We start from the raw sequence: 16,398 nt of genomic DNA, 5'->3' as shown, positions 1-16,398 counted from the left end.
ATGCGCACCACATCCCCTGTCTTCAACTTCCTCAGCGCATATCGCGGTGAGCACCATTACCAGGTACAGCTGAGCAACGGTGCCAAGCACCGACTGTCTATCCGCCTCACACCTGAACAGTACGACCCAAATGTCTACCATCAAGACCAGGCAGCATTCGAGCGGCTGGTGAACGGCCAGGTCGGCCTGATCGCGTGCGGTGCTGACATCCTTACAGAGGAACTGGTTGCTCAATTCAACAAGCAGGCCTATCTGGATCACGAGTCGCAGTTGGCCAAAATGCTCGCCAATCCCAGGGCATACGGTGAAGTCGAGCGCGTCCCCTTCCCAGTGTACGTATCAGGGCGCATTGATCCGGGTAACGGGGCGTGGGCGGCGGTTCAGGAGTTCGATGCCATTCGCACTCTAGCTGGAATTCCACCGGAGCATTGCATTGACCCGAGGGCCAGTTTTAACGAGTGAATGGCAGCGTAGTTTGGGTGGTGGCACACCCAAGCCGGCTGGACAATGGGCACATCAATTTATGGAGGATGACCCAATGACCCGATCTCAACGCAGGCTCCCATGGCTTGACCTGGAAACCACAGGCTTTACTGAGCTCTTCGACCGTAGAGTTTACGAACACCGTATCCTCGAAATTGGGGCAGTGGTCACTGATGAACACTTCACTGTGCTGGCCAGTACCTCAATCGTGATCCAGCAGCCCATGGTTAGTGTCCTCGAGCTAAGTGATGAGGCTGTCACGCGCATGCATACGAATAACGGACTCTTCGATGAGGTGGTCAAGTCCTTCACTACTCTCAAGGCCGCGGAACACCAACTGATTCAGTTCTACCGGCAGAACGGTGTCACCAAGAAAGTCGAGCCGCTGTGTGGGAGTGGCATCCACTTCGATCGGATGTTCATCGAAGCCCAGATGCCGGAACTTCACGACTTCTTGTACTACCGGAATCTGGATATCTCCTCAGTGAAAGAATTCCTGAAAACGGTATCCCCCTCCTTCGAACCCTCGAAGCGCCAGCAGCATCGAGCCTTGCCTGACATTCTTGAGTCAGTGGCGGAGGCCAAAACATACCGTGCACTGCTCGCGCCACTGATCGAGCGTGATTAAAACAGCTGCTCATGACCTAGGGTTCTGGCACAGCCGTATGCCCCTTAGGATTGACACATTACAAGCACCCAGGCCATACCAATGACACGAGTCACCTCCCCTACTCAGCCATTCAGCTCAGCTGAAGCCACAATGCCTACACCGAAATTCCAGGTCGGCGATCTGGTCAGCCTTGATTTTCGACTGGAGGTCGACCGCCCCTATTTCTGGAAGCAAATTCTGAGGAATGAAATCCGCCAGATTCGTCGTTTCATGCCCCAAAGGCCTATGCACCCGCACAACAAGGCTCAGATCCGGGAGAAGATGGAAGGCGCTCGAAACGCTACAACAATTCAGATCGCCGGTATTCGCCCATGGGGCGGTCATAACGTTGGCAATGTAGCTGCTGAAGGATATTTGGCGGGCTGGCCGGGCGCTGCCAGTCCTCTTGAGTACCATTTCTACTTGGCCTTTCGCTGGACGAATGCTGAAGGCCACGCCGTCGCATACATCCCAACAATTGGTAATGCTCACAACAACATGCTGAGCGCGTTGAACCTGGCTCCAATTGAATGACCCCAATCACTAAGTGAGGCCTGTACCCATGACTGCACAGATTCAACGACTGGCCGCCCGCGGTTTTGTGGAGGCAAACTTAAGCCAGCTGTCCGCCGATGTCCTCCATTGGAGAAAGCACGGAAAGCTACCACCGAGCAGCTTGATGAATGAGCTGGCCAGCATTTGCATGGCTTTCGCAGTCGAGGGTGATGAGTTCCAGGAAGCTGAGCGGATGATCATCCAGATCGCACTTGGATATTCATCACGCAAAACGTCAGCACAAGGCGAGAAAGAGGTGACGACATCAGCACCCACTGCGCCTGAGGATCTGAGCGAGAACGACGCTTACAAGAGCCTGCTACCTAAGCTCCTGAGCCTAGCCGACATGATCGACGACATGTCGGATGAGGAATACCGTAGCTGGCTGAATGCCCTGCCTAAGGAGGAGTTTTTTGAGTTTATGGGATTGGACGGCAAGGATGCGTTCCGTGCAGCAGTGGCTGAGGCACGAGCCCTCTCACCCCGGTAGCACCCGAAGTGAGTCCCTGTAGGCTATTTGCTCTCCCTCTCAACGCCTGATTACAAAAGGTCAGGCTTGAGGTCAAACGAGCCTGCTGAATTTCGATGCCTACGTCCGGAATGGAATGCACTCCCCCTGGGTTATTATCTGGAGCTCGCTGTCAGTGGGTGATCCCCCAATGAGCTACGTTGAAAATGTCCTACCTCGCACTGATGAAATCAATTCGCTTCTTGCCGAGGTTCTCGCGGGGACCGATATAGACCTTAGTTCCATCATCACCACTCACCAGTGTCTCGTGGCCATAGATCAAGCGCGCCGGCCCTTCCCGGTTGACCCATCCCAGGTCGACACGGAGCGAAGTCGGATTAATGCTGCAATCCGCCTTGTTTGCTTGGTTGCACTTACCAATGCGTCCGCGCTGCCAGGCTTGGTCAACAAAGAAGCTGCTCGCCTCTTTCGCGACTTTGCAGATGGTGTTCCCGTTACAACTGATCGGTTGAAGCGTCACCAGGCGCTGGGCAGGCTTTCCGTTGTTCCCACGTAGTGCCGTGATATTGGGTCTCACCGAGCAGTGTTACCCGACCACTCCATTCCTACTTGAGGAATCCTATGACCGACAAGCCTAAAGTTTACGTCGAGCCTTTTTACATGCGCCGGCTTGGCCCGGAATTGTCCAAGATCCTTCGGGATCAATTGGATTATTTCGGACCTCGCCTGATTGTTGGTACTGATCGTGCGACCTTCACGCCTGGCTTCGCTTTTGAAGGCATGGTCAGCAATGCCTATCGAAAACGCTCGCTAACGAAGCTCAGTGATCAACCCAGCGGAGATATCTGGTTCTCTATTGCTATGGATACGACGCCAGATGTTTGGGCCGTAAAGTACATCCAGGGTGAAGGCTCCCTGGTACAAGTAGTCACGCCGGCGGCCGAACTGTGCTGGGTGCACGAAACGCGCGGACTCGCAGAAACGGTGATGCGACCACTGTTCATCGATTGGGTGTTACGCAAAGGGCTTACTCGAGAGTTCGGGGTTGGGTATGCTGACCACCTCGAAACCGATGAGGAATACCGCCGTTACAGCCGAGGCCTCATCCTTCTTTACCAGACGTTCGGCATTCGATCTCGTTGAGTGCCCCCGGTTAAACACTATCAGGACTCAAATGTTCTCCGAACAACCTCAACAACCAATTGCAGCGACCAAGAAATCCATTTTTGCCAGCACTTGGTTCTTCATCCTGGCAACCGGCTGCGCGATTTGGGCTGGTTCTAAGAGCTCAGATTATTACTGGCAGCACTCTGAGATGAGCGCACGGCAGTACGCGATGGTTTGGGATGGATACCAAAGGCTTTCCCCTGAAGGTCAAACCAAGTTCGGCTCAGTGCTGCTCAAGGGCTTCCTGCTGAAGCCTGAACTCTCGGCGATCACCGATATCGCGCTGCAGGAGCGTGACTCTTTCTCCATCAGGGCAGGAGATACCGGAGAAGAAGCCGAATCTGTAACCCATCAGATCTATCGGTTTTATGCGGGAATTCCTACTGTGTCGATCGCCAAAGATAAGCTGCTGGCGTCACTAGCGGCGCAGGGATCTGCGAAGCCAGAATGAGACGTTCCCTAGGGCATTCTGAACTCTGAAACCAGCTTGTATCTCGTACTATCAGCCAATAACACCCTATCTGGGTCAACCCACTCCCTCACTCAAATCAAAACTCATTGAGAGCGAGGGGTGATGATTCGTATCAAGCCCACCATGGCTCCATGGGAACCGGTTCACCTTCCTCGATAGCTTCACTGTGCTGGGAGTTAAACGCCCGATATCGCTCAAGATGCTCTTGGCAGAAAGCTTCTAGCTCTGCTTTGGGCAGTCGAGGTGAGTAGACCAGGTCTGTAGACCCATCGAGTTCGGCAATGATCGCCGTACCGTCCCCGAAGTCATGGACTGAAGACCCTACGTAATCCATGGCGCGAGTTGCAGCCGTATCGGAGAAGTCTACCAAAATTACTGCTTGCTCGATTGGCGCGGCCGGCAGGTGAACTTGACCATCCTTTTCATAAGCTGGGGCTGCTACGGTGACCATGCTGCCTGCAACGATGACCTGATCACCCTCGACCAGGCTGAACACATCGACTTGATGAAAGCGGTCCCATTTGAATTGACTGACTTGCATGGGTGACTCCTGCAATTGAAGAAGACCTCCAACATAAAGCACAGCAGCAGTACAGCAACCCAAAACCCTGTTACCGAATATCGATACATTCAGCGTCCTCCCCGACTGCATCCAGTTTCGTCATTTCAAAAGCGGGTATGTAATAGGGGATGGGGCTTTGGCGGCCAGCTTAACTACCTGCCATGGGCTTCTGGCACTGGCAAAGTGACCGCAGCATAAGCATATTCGCATAAGGACATAATTATGGACCTCATCACTGCCCGCCCCGCACTTAACAACGTCGACGTCTTCGTTAAGGGGGTCATGCTCACCTTCCCCTCCCAATTCACGTGCCGTATGGACGTTCTGCAGGCTATCTTTCTGGAGCCTTGTGACGCCCAGCTAGAGGCAGGAAACCCTGACCTCAGCTGCTTCGGTGATCTGCGTACAGAAATGAACTACAGCGATCTGGAAGGACATCGCAGCGACAGTGATATCGTGGAAGCCAACAGTGGTGGTCCTAGCGCAATTTTCCACGCCGGCCGACTAATAAACTACACACGCCTGAGGCAGGACCGAGAACTGGTTGCTGAGTACATCGACGTCCTGGCTATTGAGCATACCCGTGGTGAGAGATTTCCTACATCCAGCAAGCTAACGCAGAGGTTCCGGGCAAATGGGTGCCTACTGGATAGGGTCGACATCAGCACCTTGGATTTGAACTGGGCACTCGCCGCTGAAGAGGTCGTGATAGCTGCTCTATCCGGTCTTGCCTACGAACTCGGGATGACTAGCCCCTTCTACAAAGAGGTGACAGCACCGCCCAAGCCGCTGGCCATATACCGCCACCTCAATGCCTACCTTGAGCAGCTCGATACCGTCACCGGTACCAAAGCGCGCGTTGCGGAAATGGAAATGCTTACAGGCGAGTTGATCGATGAGATCCTCGCCGAGGAACGGTGAGCCCTGATTAAGAGCCTCACCTTGGATTCAATCCACGCCTACGGGTAAAATCTGGTGTCACACGGGCCGAAATGGCCAGTTACGGAGTAACGAAATTGGCTCTCGAATATTGGTTTGAAACCACCCCGCTGCGGGACAGAATTTGGGTCCAATGCAGCGACGCCAGCACTGTCGGACGGTTCAGTGAGAGAGGTATCGACCTTCACAACACTATTACCGAACAGCTTGCTGGCTCGCCAGAGTGCAGGCTCTGTACCCACGGTTCGACCACCGTAGCTGACTGGGCCCTTTTCCGCGAGAAGGTACTTGAGTGGTGGGGGCTGGACATACCCGCCGACGCTATCTCTCCGGAATATTTGAAGCCTGAGACGTCGCCTGCACTTTGAGTGGAACTGCAATTCCTCTCTAACATTCATTCCTCGCCTGGTTCTGGCACACGGTTAAGCCAAGCATCCTGGGATCCTCAAAATCAGGAGGTGCCAAATGTCAGAACCAACGCCAGAAGCAACAACAGTGATGATGGCCCACGCTCTCATCAACACCCTCAAGATCGCAGGCTGGACCCTTAAAGCAGTCTGCAACTACTCTCACGACCGCCACCCGGTTCAAACTGCAGAGGAACTTGAGCCACTGCTTGAATGTTTCGATGTCTGCATTCTCGAGTTCTCACACACCACGTCAAGCGAAATACTGAGCAGGGTGCGGTTCGACAATTTTGCTGAACCCAAAGATCAGGTCTATGGCTGGGCGGAAACCGGGGCCCCTGGTTTTGCTTCCCTGCTTGAGGGTTTCGTCGCAGGTATCCCCGCCCTGTTGCTGCAACGGAAACCAGACATTGGACTGGATGCTTTGCAATTGTCGACGAAGTATTCAGCAGCAGGTGAGCATGGCCTGTATACGAAGGAAGACTGGAGATACGAGGTCTTGAATTGTGACACCTTGCAGGGCTACTGGAACTGGGTCGCTTCGAAAATTGAGTGTGCTCAATCCTAATTCAGCAACCACGTGCGGTCAGGCCCCCGGCATTCCGATCCGACCCTGAGATTCGTAGAGTTGAGGGTCTATCGGTCGCTCACTGAATTTCTGAGCGGGAGGGTTCTGGCACCCTTAATTTCGACGGAATATAGCTCATAAAATCAGGGAGCTAACCGTGAATAATCCTACCTCTACCGCCACATTCGCCCCGAACAAATCCACAGCTGAGGTGTACACCAATACCGGCTCACTCCCTTACGACTACGAGGATTTCGGGCTATCTCGCAGCGAGCTCGTGGCCAAGTTCCTTGAGGCTGGCGAGCACGAGCACTACCTGCGCTCGGACTGGAGCGCAGCAAACCCCGTTGGTGAACAAACAGTCCCCGACTATTGGGACTGGGTAATGGCTCAAATCGCTCAGGACGACGAAGACTACTAAGGCGCATCCACCCCTATAGTAACGGCCAGCCCTGCCGGCCCCTTATCGAATAGCTGGGAAAAGAGCATGAGCTTCAACCGGGAAAACATTTGTTGGCAGTCCAAGGATGGCAAGTGGTCGCTGGCGTTCTATGAGTGCTGGCCTATCAACGATGATGACGATGACCACGATTCTGAATGGGACGTCGAGTACGGGGACCAGTTTGAGTGGGTCTCAACCGGTCACGCCACTGAGGAAGCCGCTCAAAATAGCTGGCATGGCGCGAATCCGGGTGGTGGCTCAGTCATGGAATGGGGCGACGGGAGTGCGAAGGCATGCGAGCAGCTGGATGTTAAAGCGAAGTCCTTTCTGGCCAACCAAATGGAGCAGACCAAGCTGAATAGAAATCGCGGCTGGTGAGGCTTCTGCCACATCCAATCCAGACGGACTATGGGTCATCAACTTCAACTGGTGACCCATATGCAACTCCAGAATCTCAAAGGCAACCTGCTCAGCCTCTACCTCGCTATTGCACTTGAGCCCTCGAAGAAAGGCCTTATTCGCGCCCCGCGGGATGATTGGCAGTGCGACATAATTTTCAATCGCCGCGAGTTTGGACCTTTCGACACCCCAAAAGCTGTCAGTAACCCTAACACCCTCCTCGCCATCATGCCCTTGGTAGCTCAGTGGCAGCTGTCTAGCCGTCCAATCGGCACTGGCCGTTGGTTGGTCGAGACACCTGACGGTCAATCTTACATGGGCTCCAGCCTCGTTCACGCTTACACCTTGGCGGTGATTGGCACCAGCTTGGGGCAGGATCTTCCGGACTGGTATGAGGACCCGAACCTCCACGTTTCCGTCTTCCTGCCACCGTTTAACGTTGAGTACGGCACAGAGGGTCCGAACGCTTCGACCCCTACAGTATTGACTTTCAAGTCCGACAGCCATGAGTGGGCTACCTACGATGAGGCGCTCGCTAAGGCCAAGGCAATGACGGCCGAAGCGCTAGCCTTCAATTACACATGCGATGGGCACTCGTGGGTTCAGGTGCAGCTTATGGATGGCACCGTGCACACTTTGTATCAAGGGGCCAGCACCCTTGGACTACCGGCCTGCACGCCCCCTTGAAGGCATTGCGGTACACTTCAACCACGCTGGCGTCGGCAAGACCGTCGCCGGCACGACAAGATTGTGAGGATAAATCAGTGACTCAAACGCTCAAGGCACATCTCTTCAGCAACAAGGCGAACCTGTTTTCCAAGGGTGGCGCTGGTAAGTCATCGGTGGCCGGCATGGTCGCTGCGGAATTCGCCCGCCCGAAAGGGCAATGGAAGCAATACTGGACACGCCACCTGCTCAACCTGTCGCCAGCAAGCCGATTGCCACGTGGTTTCAATCCCAGGCTGGTGGACCAAGTTACGCTGCAAATCGATGCTGACCCTGCTCCTGAATCTAGCTGGATCGACCAGAACAAGTCTGCAATCAGCGAAGCGGTTCAAAAACTCGCACCGGCCGAGCCTGTGAAGAAACCCACCCGCAAGAAAGCAAAGCCAGCTGAGTAACCAACCCAGTAATTGTGGGGGTGCCTGTCCTTTGAGATAGGCACCCAATTGACTCGCTTTAGCCGCTTCTGCCACACCCCGTAGGGGCTGATGATGACCTCATCGAAACCTAACGGAGAAACACCATGGCAGCGCTCTATGACTTTCGCTTTCTGATCCGAAAAGTCAGCTTCGTCGGGAACCTGGTCATCGCCGCCAGCGGCAGCGATTCAGTCCTCTTCGAGGAATGCAAACAAATGACCTACCGCGACGCCCAGACCCACCTGGCGCATCTGAGCAAAGGTCAGTCCCAAAGCCACTCGGCAATCCTCAGCCTCAAATACCGGGATGACAAAAAGCCCCGCGGCTGGAATGGCAACACTCAGAACAGAATTGACTACGAAGCAACAAGCGCAGCAGCTTGAGGCGTGATTTTAGGCACCTCGGTTTTCGCTGGGGGCCTTCCCTATAAGGGATAATGTCCTTTCCGCAACTACTGGGGGCTTTCCCTGCTCACCGATGCCGCGCCTGGTCAGACGCCCAGTCATTGATACCCCAGCGGCTTTTGGCCCGCACACGCGCTGCGGAGAATGCAGCCGGACGAGAGTTCGAGGCCATAGATGTTCTGCCAGAAATGCTGCCTTTCAGCTGATCTTGCCCTTTACCACATCCAGTATAGGAGTCCGCCGTGACAACCTTCTCAGAGACTCAAGAGCATCGTCTCGCCATCGCCAACTCATTTCTAAACGCAATTGCCAGTCATGGCCGGCAGTTCTTCCTGCACAAAGCCAGCGGACGGATTGCAGAACTGAGCCTACACAACGAACGCGTACTGATCCTGGACGAGTACACCCAGAAAGTCGTTGATACGCACAGCGATGGAAGCTGGCCAGACTTCTGCCATGGGGGCGGATTGAGGGACTTCGTGCGGGCGATCCGTGACTTTGTTCTGTCGGGGGATCAGATCCGACATCAGTATTTTAAAACAGTCCCACCAGGTGAACGCGAGTTCAATTATTGGGGGTATGACAACGCTTCACTCGACCTAGTCCGAGAGGCTGGCCAACAGCTTGGAATTGTCACTGCAGGATCTGCCTGACCCGGTTCTGGCACGAGTCATCTCGGCATATTGTTTTCGAAGGGCTGACTTAACGATCAGCCACCCCATCCTTTAAAACCGAGTTGAGCCAATGACTTCAGCAACTACGTCCGTAGACAGCAACGACAGCGACCATTCACTGAATACACTCCAGGCCCTGAAGCTGCTGTGGCCTTCACTGAAGCAGACAGTGGAGCCTTTTCTCATTGCCTCACCGGAAGTCGATAAAAGCGCCGCCGAAAGCTTCCTCGCTATGCTGAACTCAACTCACATTGCGGAGCCCTCCAGCCCGGCCGCATGGGATATCGAGGGCTTCAATCACTGCATCAGTCAGGGTTCCAAGGCGATACGCCAGCTGCTGAATGATGGGCCCTCTGCAGGCGGATGTCAGTCCTTCAACGCGGAGCACTGCATTCAGATCGCAAATGAGTTAGTGCATCAGGTGGATATCAACCGAAAGGCATGCACCTCAGGTAATCGGGCTGGCGTTACTATCCGTCCCGTTCAGGACAGCTCGAATTCAACTGAGCAGGGCCGCTCTGTCCCTGCTTACAAGTTCGATCGTCTGGTTCAGCATGCGAAAGCGCAGGATAAAACGATCGCCCGACTGCAGGCTGAGCTCAACTTATACCGCCTGTACCAGAGTGATGAGCCTTCCATCTGGGTCTGGCAGGGTGATGGTGAAGACCACCCCGAATCACTGGGCTGCCCAATTCTGATCCAGCCGGCCGACCTCAAGGCCATCATTGATGCCCCTTCAGACGAAGGCTTTGTGCTGCGAGCTGCAATGCACCAGGGCCGCCTTGGACGTGTGCCACTTAATTCGCGCTACTACCTGGCAGAGTGCGAGAAATGCGGGTGGCTTGGCAGTTCACAAGAGTGTACTTCCTCGCCATCTGCATCGGGAGACGATGGAATTCCATGCCCCTGCTGTTTCCGAGACGAGCTGAGCGAGATCGATACGGCACGGGCTCTGGAGCTTCTTCAACTTGTCGTTTTCGGTGCCAAATCGAGCATCGGGTGTCCTTCCTGATCCGTAGTCGTCATGAGCATGGAATTTTATCCGGAATTCCATAACATGGTTTTGGGTTGCAGAGAGGGCGCAACTCTTCAAAATGAGGCATCACTAGTTCATTGAGATCCTCACATGGAAAGCAACCCAACAATATTTGCAACGGCATCTGATATCACTGTCGATGCAAGCGAGCGTGGGTCGATAAGACTTTTGGCTCCGGGTTTTGCTGTTGAGATCGCAAGCGGCTATGGCAGCCTCAGCTACTCACTCCGCTCTCTGGACGAGGTAGATACCCGCCAAGGCTACGAGCAACCTCTCTCCTACGTGGTTGCCGACCACTCCAGCTCGAAAACAGTCGCTCATTTCACTACCCGTGAAGAAGCAGACAAGCTGGTCGAAATGATATCTGCAGCTCGCGACCTGGGTGCAAAACGCAAAGCCGAGGACGAAGCCGAAGCTCGCAAAAAGCTGCACCCGTTCCGGAGAACCCTGTTCACTTTCGCTGAAATGTTAAGCGCAGCAGTGCTGATTGGCTTCATCGGCTCTGGTGCAGCAAACATCGGTTGGAACGTCGCTTCGCCCTTGGTCTCCCGAATCACTGGCGTTCCTACACCAGCCGAACAATATTCGATGGATCGAGCAGACACTCTCGACCAGATCAATGCTGTAGTTCATGCCGTGCCAATGATCATGAACCAGGTCAGAAACGCCAGGATCAGCGAACAGTTTCAAAACATGGTCGATTCTTCGAACGCCCAGGTCAGTCGTGAATTGATCGGCATGCAGATGTTGCCGTCCGCTGCGGCTGATCGAGAAACTCATGACCGCCAGCAGATGCTCGAACACATCCCTCCTTTCGCTCGTACGCCAGAGCAAGCGGCTGAGCTGGATGCTGCGCAACCTGCAACCGAGCAATAGGTTTGGGGGGCCGGCGATTCAGCCTCGCTGGCTTCTGGCACGACCGAATGACGTTGAACATAAGGTCTCACTGATTCAGGAGGCCCTATGAAGCCAATTCAACTGCTCGTTATGAAACTCTGCACTGGCCCCAAAGCGTTGATCATTGAGCTTCCTGCGGAGCAAGAAGCCTCGTGCCTTCAAGCAAGCTTCCTCACTGTCGCCCTGAACATCTTGGCCGAGACCGGGCAAGCAGTCGCTGTCGTTGAAAACGGTGAAATGCGCCACTGCGCCCTTCTCAGTCCAAAAAACAATCTTGTGTTGGACTCCACGGGGATTCGCCCGCTCGAGCAGTTCAACGAGTATTGGCAGCGTATGACTGTCGGCAAAGCGACCATTCAGCAAATGACCATTGCAGACCTTGTATCGCTTTGCCCTCCCGAATCTGGTTTTTTCGCCCGCGCGCTGTCGAGCTTCGAGAAGGTCGTCGTGAAGCACTTGCCAATTACGGCGCTGGCACCGGCGATCGTTGGCTATCAAGTTCACAGCCGTGACCAAGAGCATTGGGCTGATCGACCCAGCTTTGAGATCCTCTCAATGGAAATGGCTCATCAAGATTTGGTCGAGGCCCGGGGGTCGCAACCCGACGCGGGCTGGTTGATGGTAGCGATCCTTGATGGAGACATTGAGGCCCCAACTTTTGCCTGACATAACTGCTCGTTCGCGTTCCTCCCCTGATTAACTCCTTCAAGCACGATTCACCATATGCCACCTAAACAACCGACTGCCGATTCTGTGCCTCAAGCAGACGACATCAGCACTTTGATGTCCAGGTTTGGGCCAGACACATTCCAACGATCGGGATACTGGATCACAGGACGGCACCGACTTGCGTAGCTGAAGTGATCAATTTTTGGGGGTTCTGGCACACCATGACATGACTGAAGATGACTTATCACTCAACTACAGGAAGTCCACACATGGCTAACTCTCTCACCATCATCCTCACCGAATTCAAGACCCTCGGTACTACCGAGACCCACTGCGGCTACATGGCCATGGACGATGGAGTCGAAGCTTGCTGCCGGGTTTCCGATACGTGGGAAGGCTTCAAGAGCAACTACCCCACCCTTGAGTCACTGATTGATCAAGTGATGGGGGAGCAAGTCTTTGAGCACCTGCAGGTGTCGTACACGGTTCAGGGCCTGGATATCGAGGTAGATGGAAATCACGGAATGTGCGAGCTGAAAGGAATCAGTGTGGTGGGGGCCGAGTTTCTTTACGGCCCGAACGCTGCGCTGGCCGCCTGACCGCTTGAATTGAATGAGCCCTCCCAACGTGGAGGGCTTTTGCTTTCTCGAAGGAAAATTTCATATGTTGCCGCTTCTGGCACACCTTAGGTGACAGGAAAATGAGCCCATTCTGAAATTCAACGGAGGCTCATTTATGAAACCCACCTACACCTGGACTAATCAAGCTCTCGCGCTCCTCGGTACTGATACTGATCGCGCTGTAGCCGCAAAGCTTGGGATTACCATTGGTGTCGTCTCCAGCAAGCGTACTCGGCTCAACATCAAGCCATCCCGGTCCAAGGGTGCCCCGGAGCATGGGGCGCTTCCAGCCGCGCCTAAGGCTGCTCCCAAAGAACAATCTACACCCAAGGTCAAGTTCTGGACGGTTGATCGAATCAAACTCCTCGGCACTAAAAGTGACTATGAACTCGGCAGGATCTGGGGCGTGAGCAATAAGCGTGTCACTAAAAAACGGGCTCAGCTGCAAATCTCGGCTTTCAACACCCACGCCCGCATTGAGTGGACTGAAGACAAAATTAAGATGCTCGGCACCATGCCGGACAAGACGCTGGCCAAACTACTTGGGGTCAGCCGGAGCTGCGTAACCCTTCGTAGAAGTGAACTGAAAATCCCTGCCCTGGTAACTCAACAAGAAGTGGTATGGACTGAGGAAGGCCTCAGGTTGCTCGGGACGATGTCCGATAAAGACGTCTCTTCAGCGATAGGCATCTCGAGCAGCTCCGTTGCCTACAAGCGCCAGCAACTTCAGATCGGCGCTTTCGTTGGTGGTCGGGCCAGTAGCTGGACACCCGAACGTGATGCAATCCTCGGCACGATGACCGATCGGGAAGCAGCAGATCAACTGGGCGTAACCCTACAGACAGTAATGTTGCGGAGGAACGCATTGAGCATCGAAGCTCAGACCCCAAAACCTAGGCATCAGTGGACTGAAGCACAGGTGCAAAGACTAGGTACCGTTCGAGACTCCGTGCTGGCCACAGAGATTGGGGTTTCGCTCAACGTGATTGGCAACAAGCGCAATCAACTCGGCATTGAACGCTTTGCCGCTTGAGCCCCTCGACAATCTCAATAAGCTGCCCGCTGGCGCACCAAGGAAATGAAATGGCACCCTCGACCGAGGAACTCCTCAAGACTCTTCAGGAAATGCACCCGGAATTGAAGTGGGGCACTTACCCTCTCAGTGATTACGACATGTACGCAGAACTGGATGCGCCCGAAGTGCTCGTGTGCTTCGGCAGCGAAGACTTAGATCTGGAGTACGGACTGGTTGACCCCTGCTCGACCTTCACTGGAAAACGCTGCCTCCCGGCACACTGGGGGATCTCTGGCGAAGCCGCCGAAATGATCCAGGCCCACAACAAGGTGTTTGTTTCCAAATACCCGAACTTTGACGGACCAAGGGCCAGCGGCGAAATTCGCGAATCTTAATTTTCAAGAGCTTCTGCCACGCGCAACACACTATGACAATGATGACCATCAACTAAGAGGGCGCATCATGCGAAATCAACCAGATTCAGCACAAACACTGAGAGGGGCGAAGGATGTTGGATCACTTGCCCCCCTGGATCGCATCCGCTTGCGCGCTCAACTGGGGATGGCCGACGATGTCACTGCATCTAACATCCGTCGAGCCACAGCACTGCTGATTCAGCGCATTGCCGACTACTACACAGTCATCCAGTACACGGGCCCTTCCTACGTTTACGGTAGGGTCAATAGCGATTACCCCTCAGCTCTCAAGGCTACCGCCAGTCACAACTACATGGATGGCTCTTGGAGTTATCGAGAGATGACTCCTGCTCATCCGACCTGCACGAATGAGTCACTCTTCAATGAGGCTGGCTGGATGTGCATCGACACAGCATGCCGCCTGGCCGCCTGGGAGATGTCTGAAGAGGTACCAGAGGCTCGCCCGATCCTCGACCAAGCCCGATATGCGGTGAAATCCCTTTGCGAGGCACGTGAAGTCTCAGAGTTGAACTGGCAATCATCGCGCCGGCGGTTGGGGACACCGGGCATTCAAAAGGTCATCAAGCGCATCACCGCAAAGCTCCGATTCGTCCGAATTGGCAAGGGTGCAGTCAGGCCGGTCGTCATCCCACAAGAGTTGATCTCAATGGTCAACTCTTACCGGAATATCACTGATTGGTCTGCTGAAGATCAACAAGTCGCACTCGCCGGGTAACGGCATTTTATTCACCCACTTAACGCAGGTATCAAACATGAGCAGGATTTGGACGGTAGTTCGTTTCCCAAATGGCAGCTGGAGCTATGGCGGGTCGCCAAGCGATCCTGACTATTCGGAGTGCGATATCTACTCAATTGAAGCTGTCAGCCCTGAGGCGGCAGTCAAGTCGGCTCAGTCAAAACGCTCTGCGAGCCTTCGCAAGGCAAAACGGCAGGCCGATAAGGATGCATCACCGCCGGCAGCACCTATCTGCTAATTCTGCGGGATTGTGGCACACAGAACATGGCCACAGAATTACTCCATCAAGCAATGACTTGGTAACAACTGAGGAGGCAGAGACCATGCTGAAGAGCGTCAAGAGAGTGTTGGCCAGGGCGTTAGACCGAGCAGGCCTTGCCGTGGCATCTGCGGAGCACGCGTATAGCCACTTCGGTGACGATTTCACACGCTGGACGGTGTGCACGCATTGGGCGGAAGGTTTCTTTGAAGGTCTGGCCATGGGAATGAAAGAAGTGCGCTCCCACCAGCCCTCCTTCAATCCCGATTACCAGCCAAGCGTACGATTCAAAGTGGCAGGCAACAATCTGCTGGTTGAAGTGGACTTGTCCACCGCCGACGGCACCGTTAAGCCGGTTCTGAGCACCCTGAGCTACGGCGAGGCAATGGCTGCCGCATCGGGACTGAAAACGCTGCGCGGTACCGGTGTATTTGCACTAAATGACGAACAAGCTGCCGCCTTCATTCGCGCCACAGAAGAGCTCAAGGCTGCCCGTATCTACGAACCACCAAGGTCGCAGAGCACTACTCGCCCGGCCACTCGATAACTGACACAGAGGAACACAATATGATCCAGGCACCAACCATCAACACTCAAGCGGCTCAAACCAACCTGACAGCCATCGCAGCCTGCATGGACGAAATGGCAATTCAGATGATTGAATCTGCCGACGTCCTGCGCACATCGGCAATGACCAGCGTCATCGGTAACTCGATTGCAGTGACCGTGAGCGGCATGAAGGATCGTGCACATCAGATCCAGGGTATGACTGCCGAATTCCGCCTCTCCGGTGACATGGCAGCTTTCGATGCAGCCTGCCAGCTGGCCGGCTGGCATCCAGATCCACAGGCACTCGAAAACCTTCATGGCGCTCATTGACTGTGTGGCGTGAGCCCGCGCAGTCCGTATTACTCGCTGCTAACCCGTGGGTGAAGGTATGCGCCCTGGCTTTGACTTGGCAATTTGGTGGGTTGGCCGCTTGAAACAAGCCTGCGAGAACCTGCTCGATTGCCAATATTAGAATTCAATTTCCGGTGGCATCGCCGCCATCTTTTAGATATACCTGTTCCTAACGCAGCCACCAGGATTGGCTGGGGGCATCCGCCTCCCGGCAAAAAAAATGAGTAAAACCGGAATTCTCGACAGCAAGGACTTAGCTAGAGGGGTCGATATCGCTTCATCTCTGGACTTGAGATTCGAATCCAGGCGAGAGAGGCGAAAAGCGCGGATCCACCTGACCCTAATCATCGCAACAGCTGCAGTGACCGCAGTTAATCTGCTACCCGGGTTCCAGGCACCACTGATCTGGGCCGGCTGCGCAGTCTCAGCTTTACTCCTCGCTCGCAGACTCCCCACGGTACGATCCTCACTTCGCAGGACGGCGGCCACCAAAGAAT

At 54.5% G+C, this 16,398-nt stretch carries 25 protein-coding genes; 24 read left to right on the top strand and 1 reads right to left on the bottom strand.

Annotation, left to right across the window (positions count from 1 at the left end):
• The 7 genes from H8F22_RS31255 (at window position 1) to H8F22_RS31225 (ending at window position 3,774) form a co-directional block, all read left to right on the top strand.
• Window positions 1-462 carry a hypothetical protein gene (locus tag H8F22_RS31255; RefSeq protein ID WP_078465997.1) on the top strand — a complete coding sequence of 154 codons (462 nt, stop codon included), beginning with the start codon at window positions 1-3 and terminating at the stop codon, window positions 460-462.
• A gap of 76 nt (window positions 463-538) precedes the next feature.
• Window positions 539-1,111: an oligoribonuclease gene (orn, locus tag H8F22_RS31250; protein WP_194941102.1), complete on the top strand. Its 573-nt coding sequence runs from the start codon at window positions 539-541 to the stop codon at window positions 1,109-1,111.
• Window positions 1,112-1,243: 132 nt separating this feature from the next.
• On the top strand, window positions 1,244-1,666 hold the full coding sequence (locus H8F22_RS31245) for a hypothetical protein (RefSeq protein ID WP_194941101.1): 423 nt from the start codon (window positions 1,244-1,246) through the stop codon (window positions 1,664-1,666).
• 28 nt (window positions 1,667-1,694) lie between these two features.
• Window positions 1,695-2,177 (top strand): hypothetical protein, encoded by a 483-nt coding sequence (locus tag H8F22_RS31240; RefSeq protein WP_194941100.1) that lies wholly within the window; start codon window positions 1,695-1,697, stop codon window positions 2,175-2,177.
• Between the two features lie 169 nt (window positions 2,178-2,346).
• Window positions 2,347-2,712, top strand: coding sequence for a hypothetical protein (locus H8F22_RS31235; protein WP_078465993.1), 366 nt, complete (start codon window positions 2,347-2,349; stop codon window positions 2,710-2,712).
• A 65-nt stretch (window positions 2,713-2,777) separates the two neighbouring features.
• Window positions 2,778-3,299, top strand: coding sequence for a hypothetical protein (locus H8F22_RS31230; RefSeq protein WP_078465992.1), 522 nt, complete (start codon window positions 2,778-2,780; stop codon window positions 3,297-3,299).
• A 31-nt stretch (window positions 3,300-3,330) separates the two neighbouring features.
• Window positions 3,331-3,774 carry a hypothetical protein gene (locus tag H8F22_RS31225; protein ID WP_078465991.1) on the top strand — a complete coding sequence of 148 codons (444 nt, stop codon included), beginning with the start codon at window positions 3,331-3,333 and terminating at the stop codon, window positions 3,772-3,774.
• 133 nt (window positions 3,775-3,907) lie between these two features.
• Here the strand turns inward: H8F22_RS31225 and H8F22_RS31220 are convergent, their stop codons facing one another.
• The gene (locus H8F22_RS31220) at window positions 3,908-4,336 is read right to left on the bottom strand and encodes a hypothetical protein (protein WP_078465990.1); all 429 of its coding nucleotides are present in this window, start codon (window positions 4,334-4,336) and stop codon (window positions 3,908-3,910) included.
• A 243-nt stretch (window positions 4,337-4,579) separates the two neighbouring features.
• Between H8F22_RS31220 and H8F22_RS31215 the strand changes: the two genes are divergently transcribed.
• From H8F22_RS31215 to H8F22_RS31135, 17 genes are all read left to right on the top strand, one after another.
• A complete protein-coding gene (locus H8F22_RS31215) occupies window positions 4,580-5,278 on the top strand; it encodes a hypothetical protein (protein ID WP_078465989.1) in 699 nt (232 codons plus the stop codon).
• A gap of 483 nt (window positions 5,279-5,761) precedes the next feature.
• The gene (locus tag H8F22_RS31210; RefSeq protein WP_194941099.1) at window positions 5,762-6,271 is read left to right on the top strand and encodes a hypothetical protein; all 510 of its coding nucleotides are present in this window, start codon (window positions 5,762-5,764) and stop codon (window positions 6,269-6,271) included.
• A 157-nt stretch (window positions 6,272-6,428) separates the two neighbouring features.
• The gene (locus H8F22_RS31205) at window positions 6,429-6,692 is read left to right on the top strand and encodes a hypothetical protein (RefSeq protein WP_078465986.1); all 264 of its coding nucleotides are present in this window, start codon (window positions 6,429-6,431) and stop codon (window positions 6,690-6,692) included.
• Between the two features lie 66 nt (window positions 6,693-6,758).
• The gene (locus tag H8F22_RS31200) at window positions 6,759-7,091 is read left to right on the top strand and encodes a hypothetical protein (protein WP_078465985.1); all 333 of its coding nucleotides are present in this window, start codon (window positions 6,759-6,761) and stop codon (window positions 7,089-7,091) included.
• A gap of 60 nt (window positions 7,092-7,151) precedes the next feature.
• Window positions 7,152-7,799 carry a hypothetical protein gene (locus H8F22_RS31195; protein ID WP_194941098.1) on the top strand — a complete coding sequence of 216 codons (648 nt, stop codon included), beginning with the start codon at window positions 7,152-7,154 and terminating at the stop codon, window positions 7,797-7,799.
• A gap of 77 nt (window positions 7,800-7,876) precedes the next feature.
• The gene (locus H8F22_RS31190) at window positions 7,877-8,233 is read left to right on the top strand and encodes a hypothetical protein (RefSeq protein WP_078465983.1); all 357 of its coding nucleotides are present in this window, start codon (window positions 7,877-7,879) and stop codon (window positions 8,231-8,233) included.
• Window positions 8,234-8,358: 125 nt separating this feature from the next.
• Window positions 8,359-8,637, top strand: coding sequence for a hypothetical protein (locus H8F22_RS31185; RefSeq protein ID WP_078465982.1), 279 nt, complete (start codon window positions 8,359-8,361; stop codon window positions 8,635-8,637).
• Between the two features lie 263 nt (window positions 8,638-8,900).
• Window positions 8,901-9,311, top strand: a complete 411-nt coding sequence (locus tag H8F22_RS31180; RefSeq protein ID WP_169922128.1) for a hypothetical protein — start codon at window positions 8,901-8,903, stop codon at window positions 9,309-9,311.
• 91 nt (window positions 9,312-9,402) lie between these two features.
• Window positions 9,403-10,344: a hypothetical protein gene (locus H8F22_RS31175; RefSeq protein ID WP_194941097.1), complete on the top strand. Its 942-nt coding sequence runs from the start codon at window positions 9,403-9,405 to the stop codon at window positions 10,342-10,344.
• A 114-nt stretch (window positions 10,345-10,458) separates the two neighbouring features.
• Window positions 10,459-11,244, top strand: a complete 786-nt coding sequence (locus tag H8F22_RS31170) for a hypothetical protein (RefSeq protein WP_194941096.1) — start codon at window positions 10,459-10,461, stop codon at window positions 11,242-11,244.
• An 87-nt stretch (window positions 11,245-11,331) separates the two neighbouring features.
• The gene (locus H8F22_RS31165) at window positions 11,332-11,931 is read left to right on the top strand and encodes a hypothetical protein (RefSeq protein ID WP_078465978.1); all 600 of its coding nucleotides are present in this window, start codon (window positions 11,332-11,334) and stop codon (window positions 11,929-11,931) included.
• 272 nt (window positions 11,932-12,203) lie between these two features.
• Window positions 12,204-12,533 (top strand): hypothetical protein, encoded by a 330-nt coding sequence (locus tag H8F22_RS31160; protein WP_078465977.1) that lies wholly within the window; start codon window positions 12,204-12,206, stop codon window positions 12,531-12,533.
• Between the two features lie 136 nt (window positions 12,534-12,669).
• Window positions 12,670-13,587, top strand: coding sequence for a hypothetical protein (locus tag H8F22_RS31155; protein ID WP_011923144.1), 918 nt, complete (start codon window positions 12,670-12,672; stop codon window positions 13,585-13,587).
• Window positions 13,588-13,637: 50 nt separating this feature from the next.
• On the top strand, window positions 13,638-13,964 hold the full coding sequence (locus tag H8F22_RS31150; protein ID WP_011923145.1) for a hypothetical protein: 327 nt from the start codon (window positions 13,638-13,640) through the stop codon (window positions 13,962-13,964).
• A 67-nt stretch (window positions 13,965-14,031) separates the two neighbouring features.
• Window positions 14,032-14,721 carry a hypothetical protein gene (locus tag H8F22_RS31145; protein WP_011923146.1) on the top strand — a complete coding sequence of 230 codons (690 nt, stop codon included), beginning with the start codon at window positions 14,032-14,034 and terminating at the stop codon, window positions 14,719-14,721.
• Window positions 14,722-15,065: 344 nt separating this feature from the next.
• Window positions 15,066-15,548, top strand: coding sequence for a hypothetical protein (locus H8F22_RS31140; RefSeq protein ID WP_194941095.1), 483 nt, complete (start codon window positions 15,066-15,068; stop codon window positions 15,546-15,548).
• A 20-nt stretch (window positions 15,549-15,568) separates the two neighbouring features.
• Window positions 15,569-15,880, top strand: a complete 312-nt coding sequence (locus tag H8F22_RS31135; protein WP_116827200.1) for a hypothetical protein — start codon at window positions 15,569-15,571, stop codon at window positions 15,878-15,880.
• The last annotated feature ends 518 nt before the right edge of the window (window positions 15,881-16,398 follow it).

Source organism: Pseudomonas mucoides (assembly GCF_015461845.1).
GTDB lineage: Bacteria > Pseudomonadota > Gammaproteobacteria > Pseudomonadales > Pseudomonadaceae > Aquipseudomonas > Aquipseudomonas mucoides.
The sequence above is the reverse complement of the archived record's forward strand: the minus strand, read 5'-3'. Positions and strand labels throughout refer to the sequence as shown.

What these genes read in the sequence shown, in the direction of transcription:
- H8F22_RS31255 (WP_078465997.1), top strand. Translation starts at nt 1, where the DNA reads ATGCGCACCACATCCCCTGTCTTCAACTTCCTCAGCGCATATCGCGGT.
- orn (WP_194941102.1), top strand. Translation starts at nt 539, where the DNA reads ATGACCCGATCTCAACGCAGGCTCCCATGGCTTGACCTGGAAACCACA.
- H8F22_RS31245 (WP_194941101.1), top strand. Translation starts at nt 1,244, where the DNA reads ATGCCTACACCGAAATTCCAGGTCGGCGATCTGGTCAGCCTTGATTTT.
- H8F22_RS31240 (WP_194941100.1), top strand. Translation starts at nt 1,695, where the DNA reads ATGACTGCACAGATTCAACGACTGGCCGCCCGCGGTTTTGTGGAGGCA.
- H8F22_RS31235 (WP_078465993.1), top strand. Translation starts at nt 2,347, where the DNA reads ATGAGCTACGTTGAAAATGTCCTACCTCGCACTGATGAAATCAATTCG.
- H8F22_RS31230 (WP_078465992.1), top strand. Translation starts at nt 2,778, where the DNA reads ATGACCGACAAGCCTAAAGTTTACGTCGAGCCTTTTTACATGCGCCGG.
- H8F22_RS31225 (WP_078465991.1), top strand. Translation starts at nt 3,331, where the DNA reads ATGTTCTCCGAACAACCTCAACAACCAATTGCAGCGACCAAGAAATCC.
- H8F22_RS31220 (WP_078465990.1), bottom strand. Translation starts at nt 4,336, where the DNA reads ATGCAAGTCAGTCAATTCAAATGGGACCGCTTTCATCAAGTCGATGTG.
- H8F22_RS31215 (WP_078465989.1), top strand. Translation starts at nt 4,580, where the DNA reads ATGGACCTCATCACTGCCCGCCCCGCACTTAACAACGTCGACGTCTTC.
- H8F22_RS31210 (WP_194941099.1), top strand. Translation starts at nt 5,762, where the DNA reads ATGTCAGAACCAACGCCAGAAGCAACAACAGTGATGATGGCCCACGCT.
- H8F22_RS31200 (WP_078465985.1), top strand. Translation starts at nt 6,759, where the DNA reads ATGAGCTTCAACCGGGAAAACATTTGTTGGCAGTCCAAGGATGGCAAG.
- H8F22_RS31195 (WP_194941098.1), top strand. Translation starts at nt 7,152, where the DNA reads ATGCAACTCCAGAATCTCAAAGGCAACCTGCTCAGCCTCTACCTCGCT.
- H8F22_RS31185 (WP_078465982.1), top strand. Translation starts at nt 8,359, where the DNA reads ATGGCAGCGCTCTATGACTTTCGCTTTCTGATCCGAAAAGTCAGCTTC.
- H8F22_RS31175 (WP_194941097.1), top strand. Translation starts at nt 9,403, where the DNA reads ATGACTTCAGCAACTACGTCCGTAGACAGCAACGACAGCGACCATTCA.
- H8F22_RS31170 (WP_194941096.1), top strand. Translation starts at nt 10,459, where the DNA reads ATGGAAAGCAACCCAACAATATTTGCAACGGCATCTGATATCACTGTC.
- H8F22_RS31165 (WP_078465978.1), top strand. Translation starts at nt 11,332, where the DNA reads ATGAAGCCAATTCAACTGCTCGTTATGAAACTCTGCACTGGCCCCAAA.
- H8F22_RS31160 (WP_078465977.1), top strand. Translation starts at nt 12,204, where the DNA reads ATGGCTAACTCTCTCACCATCATCCTCACCGAATTCAAGACCCTCGGT.
- H8F22_RS31155 (WP_011923144.1), top strand. Translation starts at nt 12,670, where the DNA reads ATGAAACCCACCTACACCTGGACTAATCAAGCTCTCGCGCTCCTCGGT.
- H8F22_RS31150 (WP_011923145.1), top strand. Translation starts at nt 13,638, where the DNA reads ATGGCACCCTCGACCGAGGAACTCCTCAAGACTCTTCAGGAAATGCAC.
- H8F22_RS31145 (WP_011923146.1), top strand. Translation starts at nt 14,032, where the DNA reads ATGCGAAATCAACCAGATTCAGCACAAACACTGAGAGGGGCGAAGGAT.
- H8F22_RS31140 (WP_194941095.1), top strand. Translation starts at nt 15,066, where the DNA reads ATGCTGAAGAGCGTCAAGAGAGTGTTGGCCAGGGCGTTAGACCGAGCA.
- H8F22_RS31135 (WP_116827200.1), top strand. Translation starts at nt 15,569, where the DNA reads ATGATCCAGGCACCAACCATCAACACTCAAGCGGCTCAAACCAACCTG.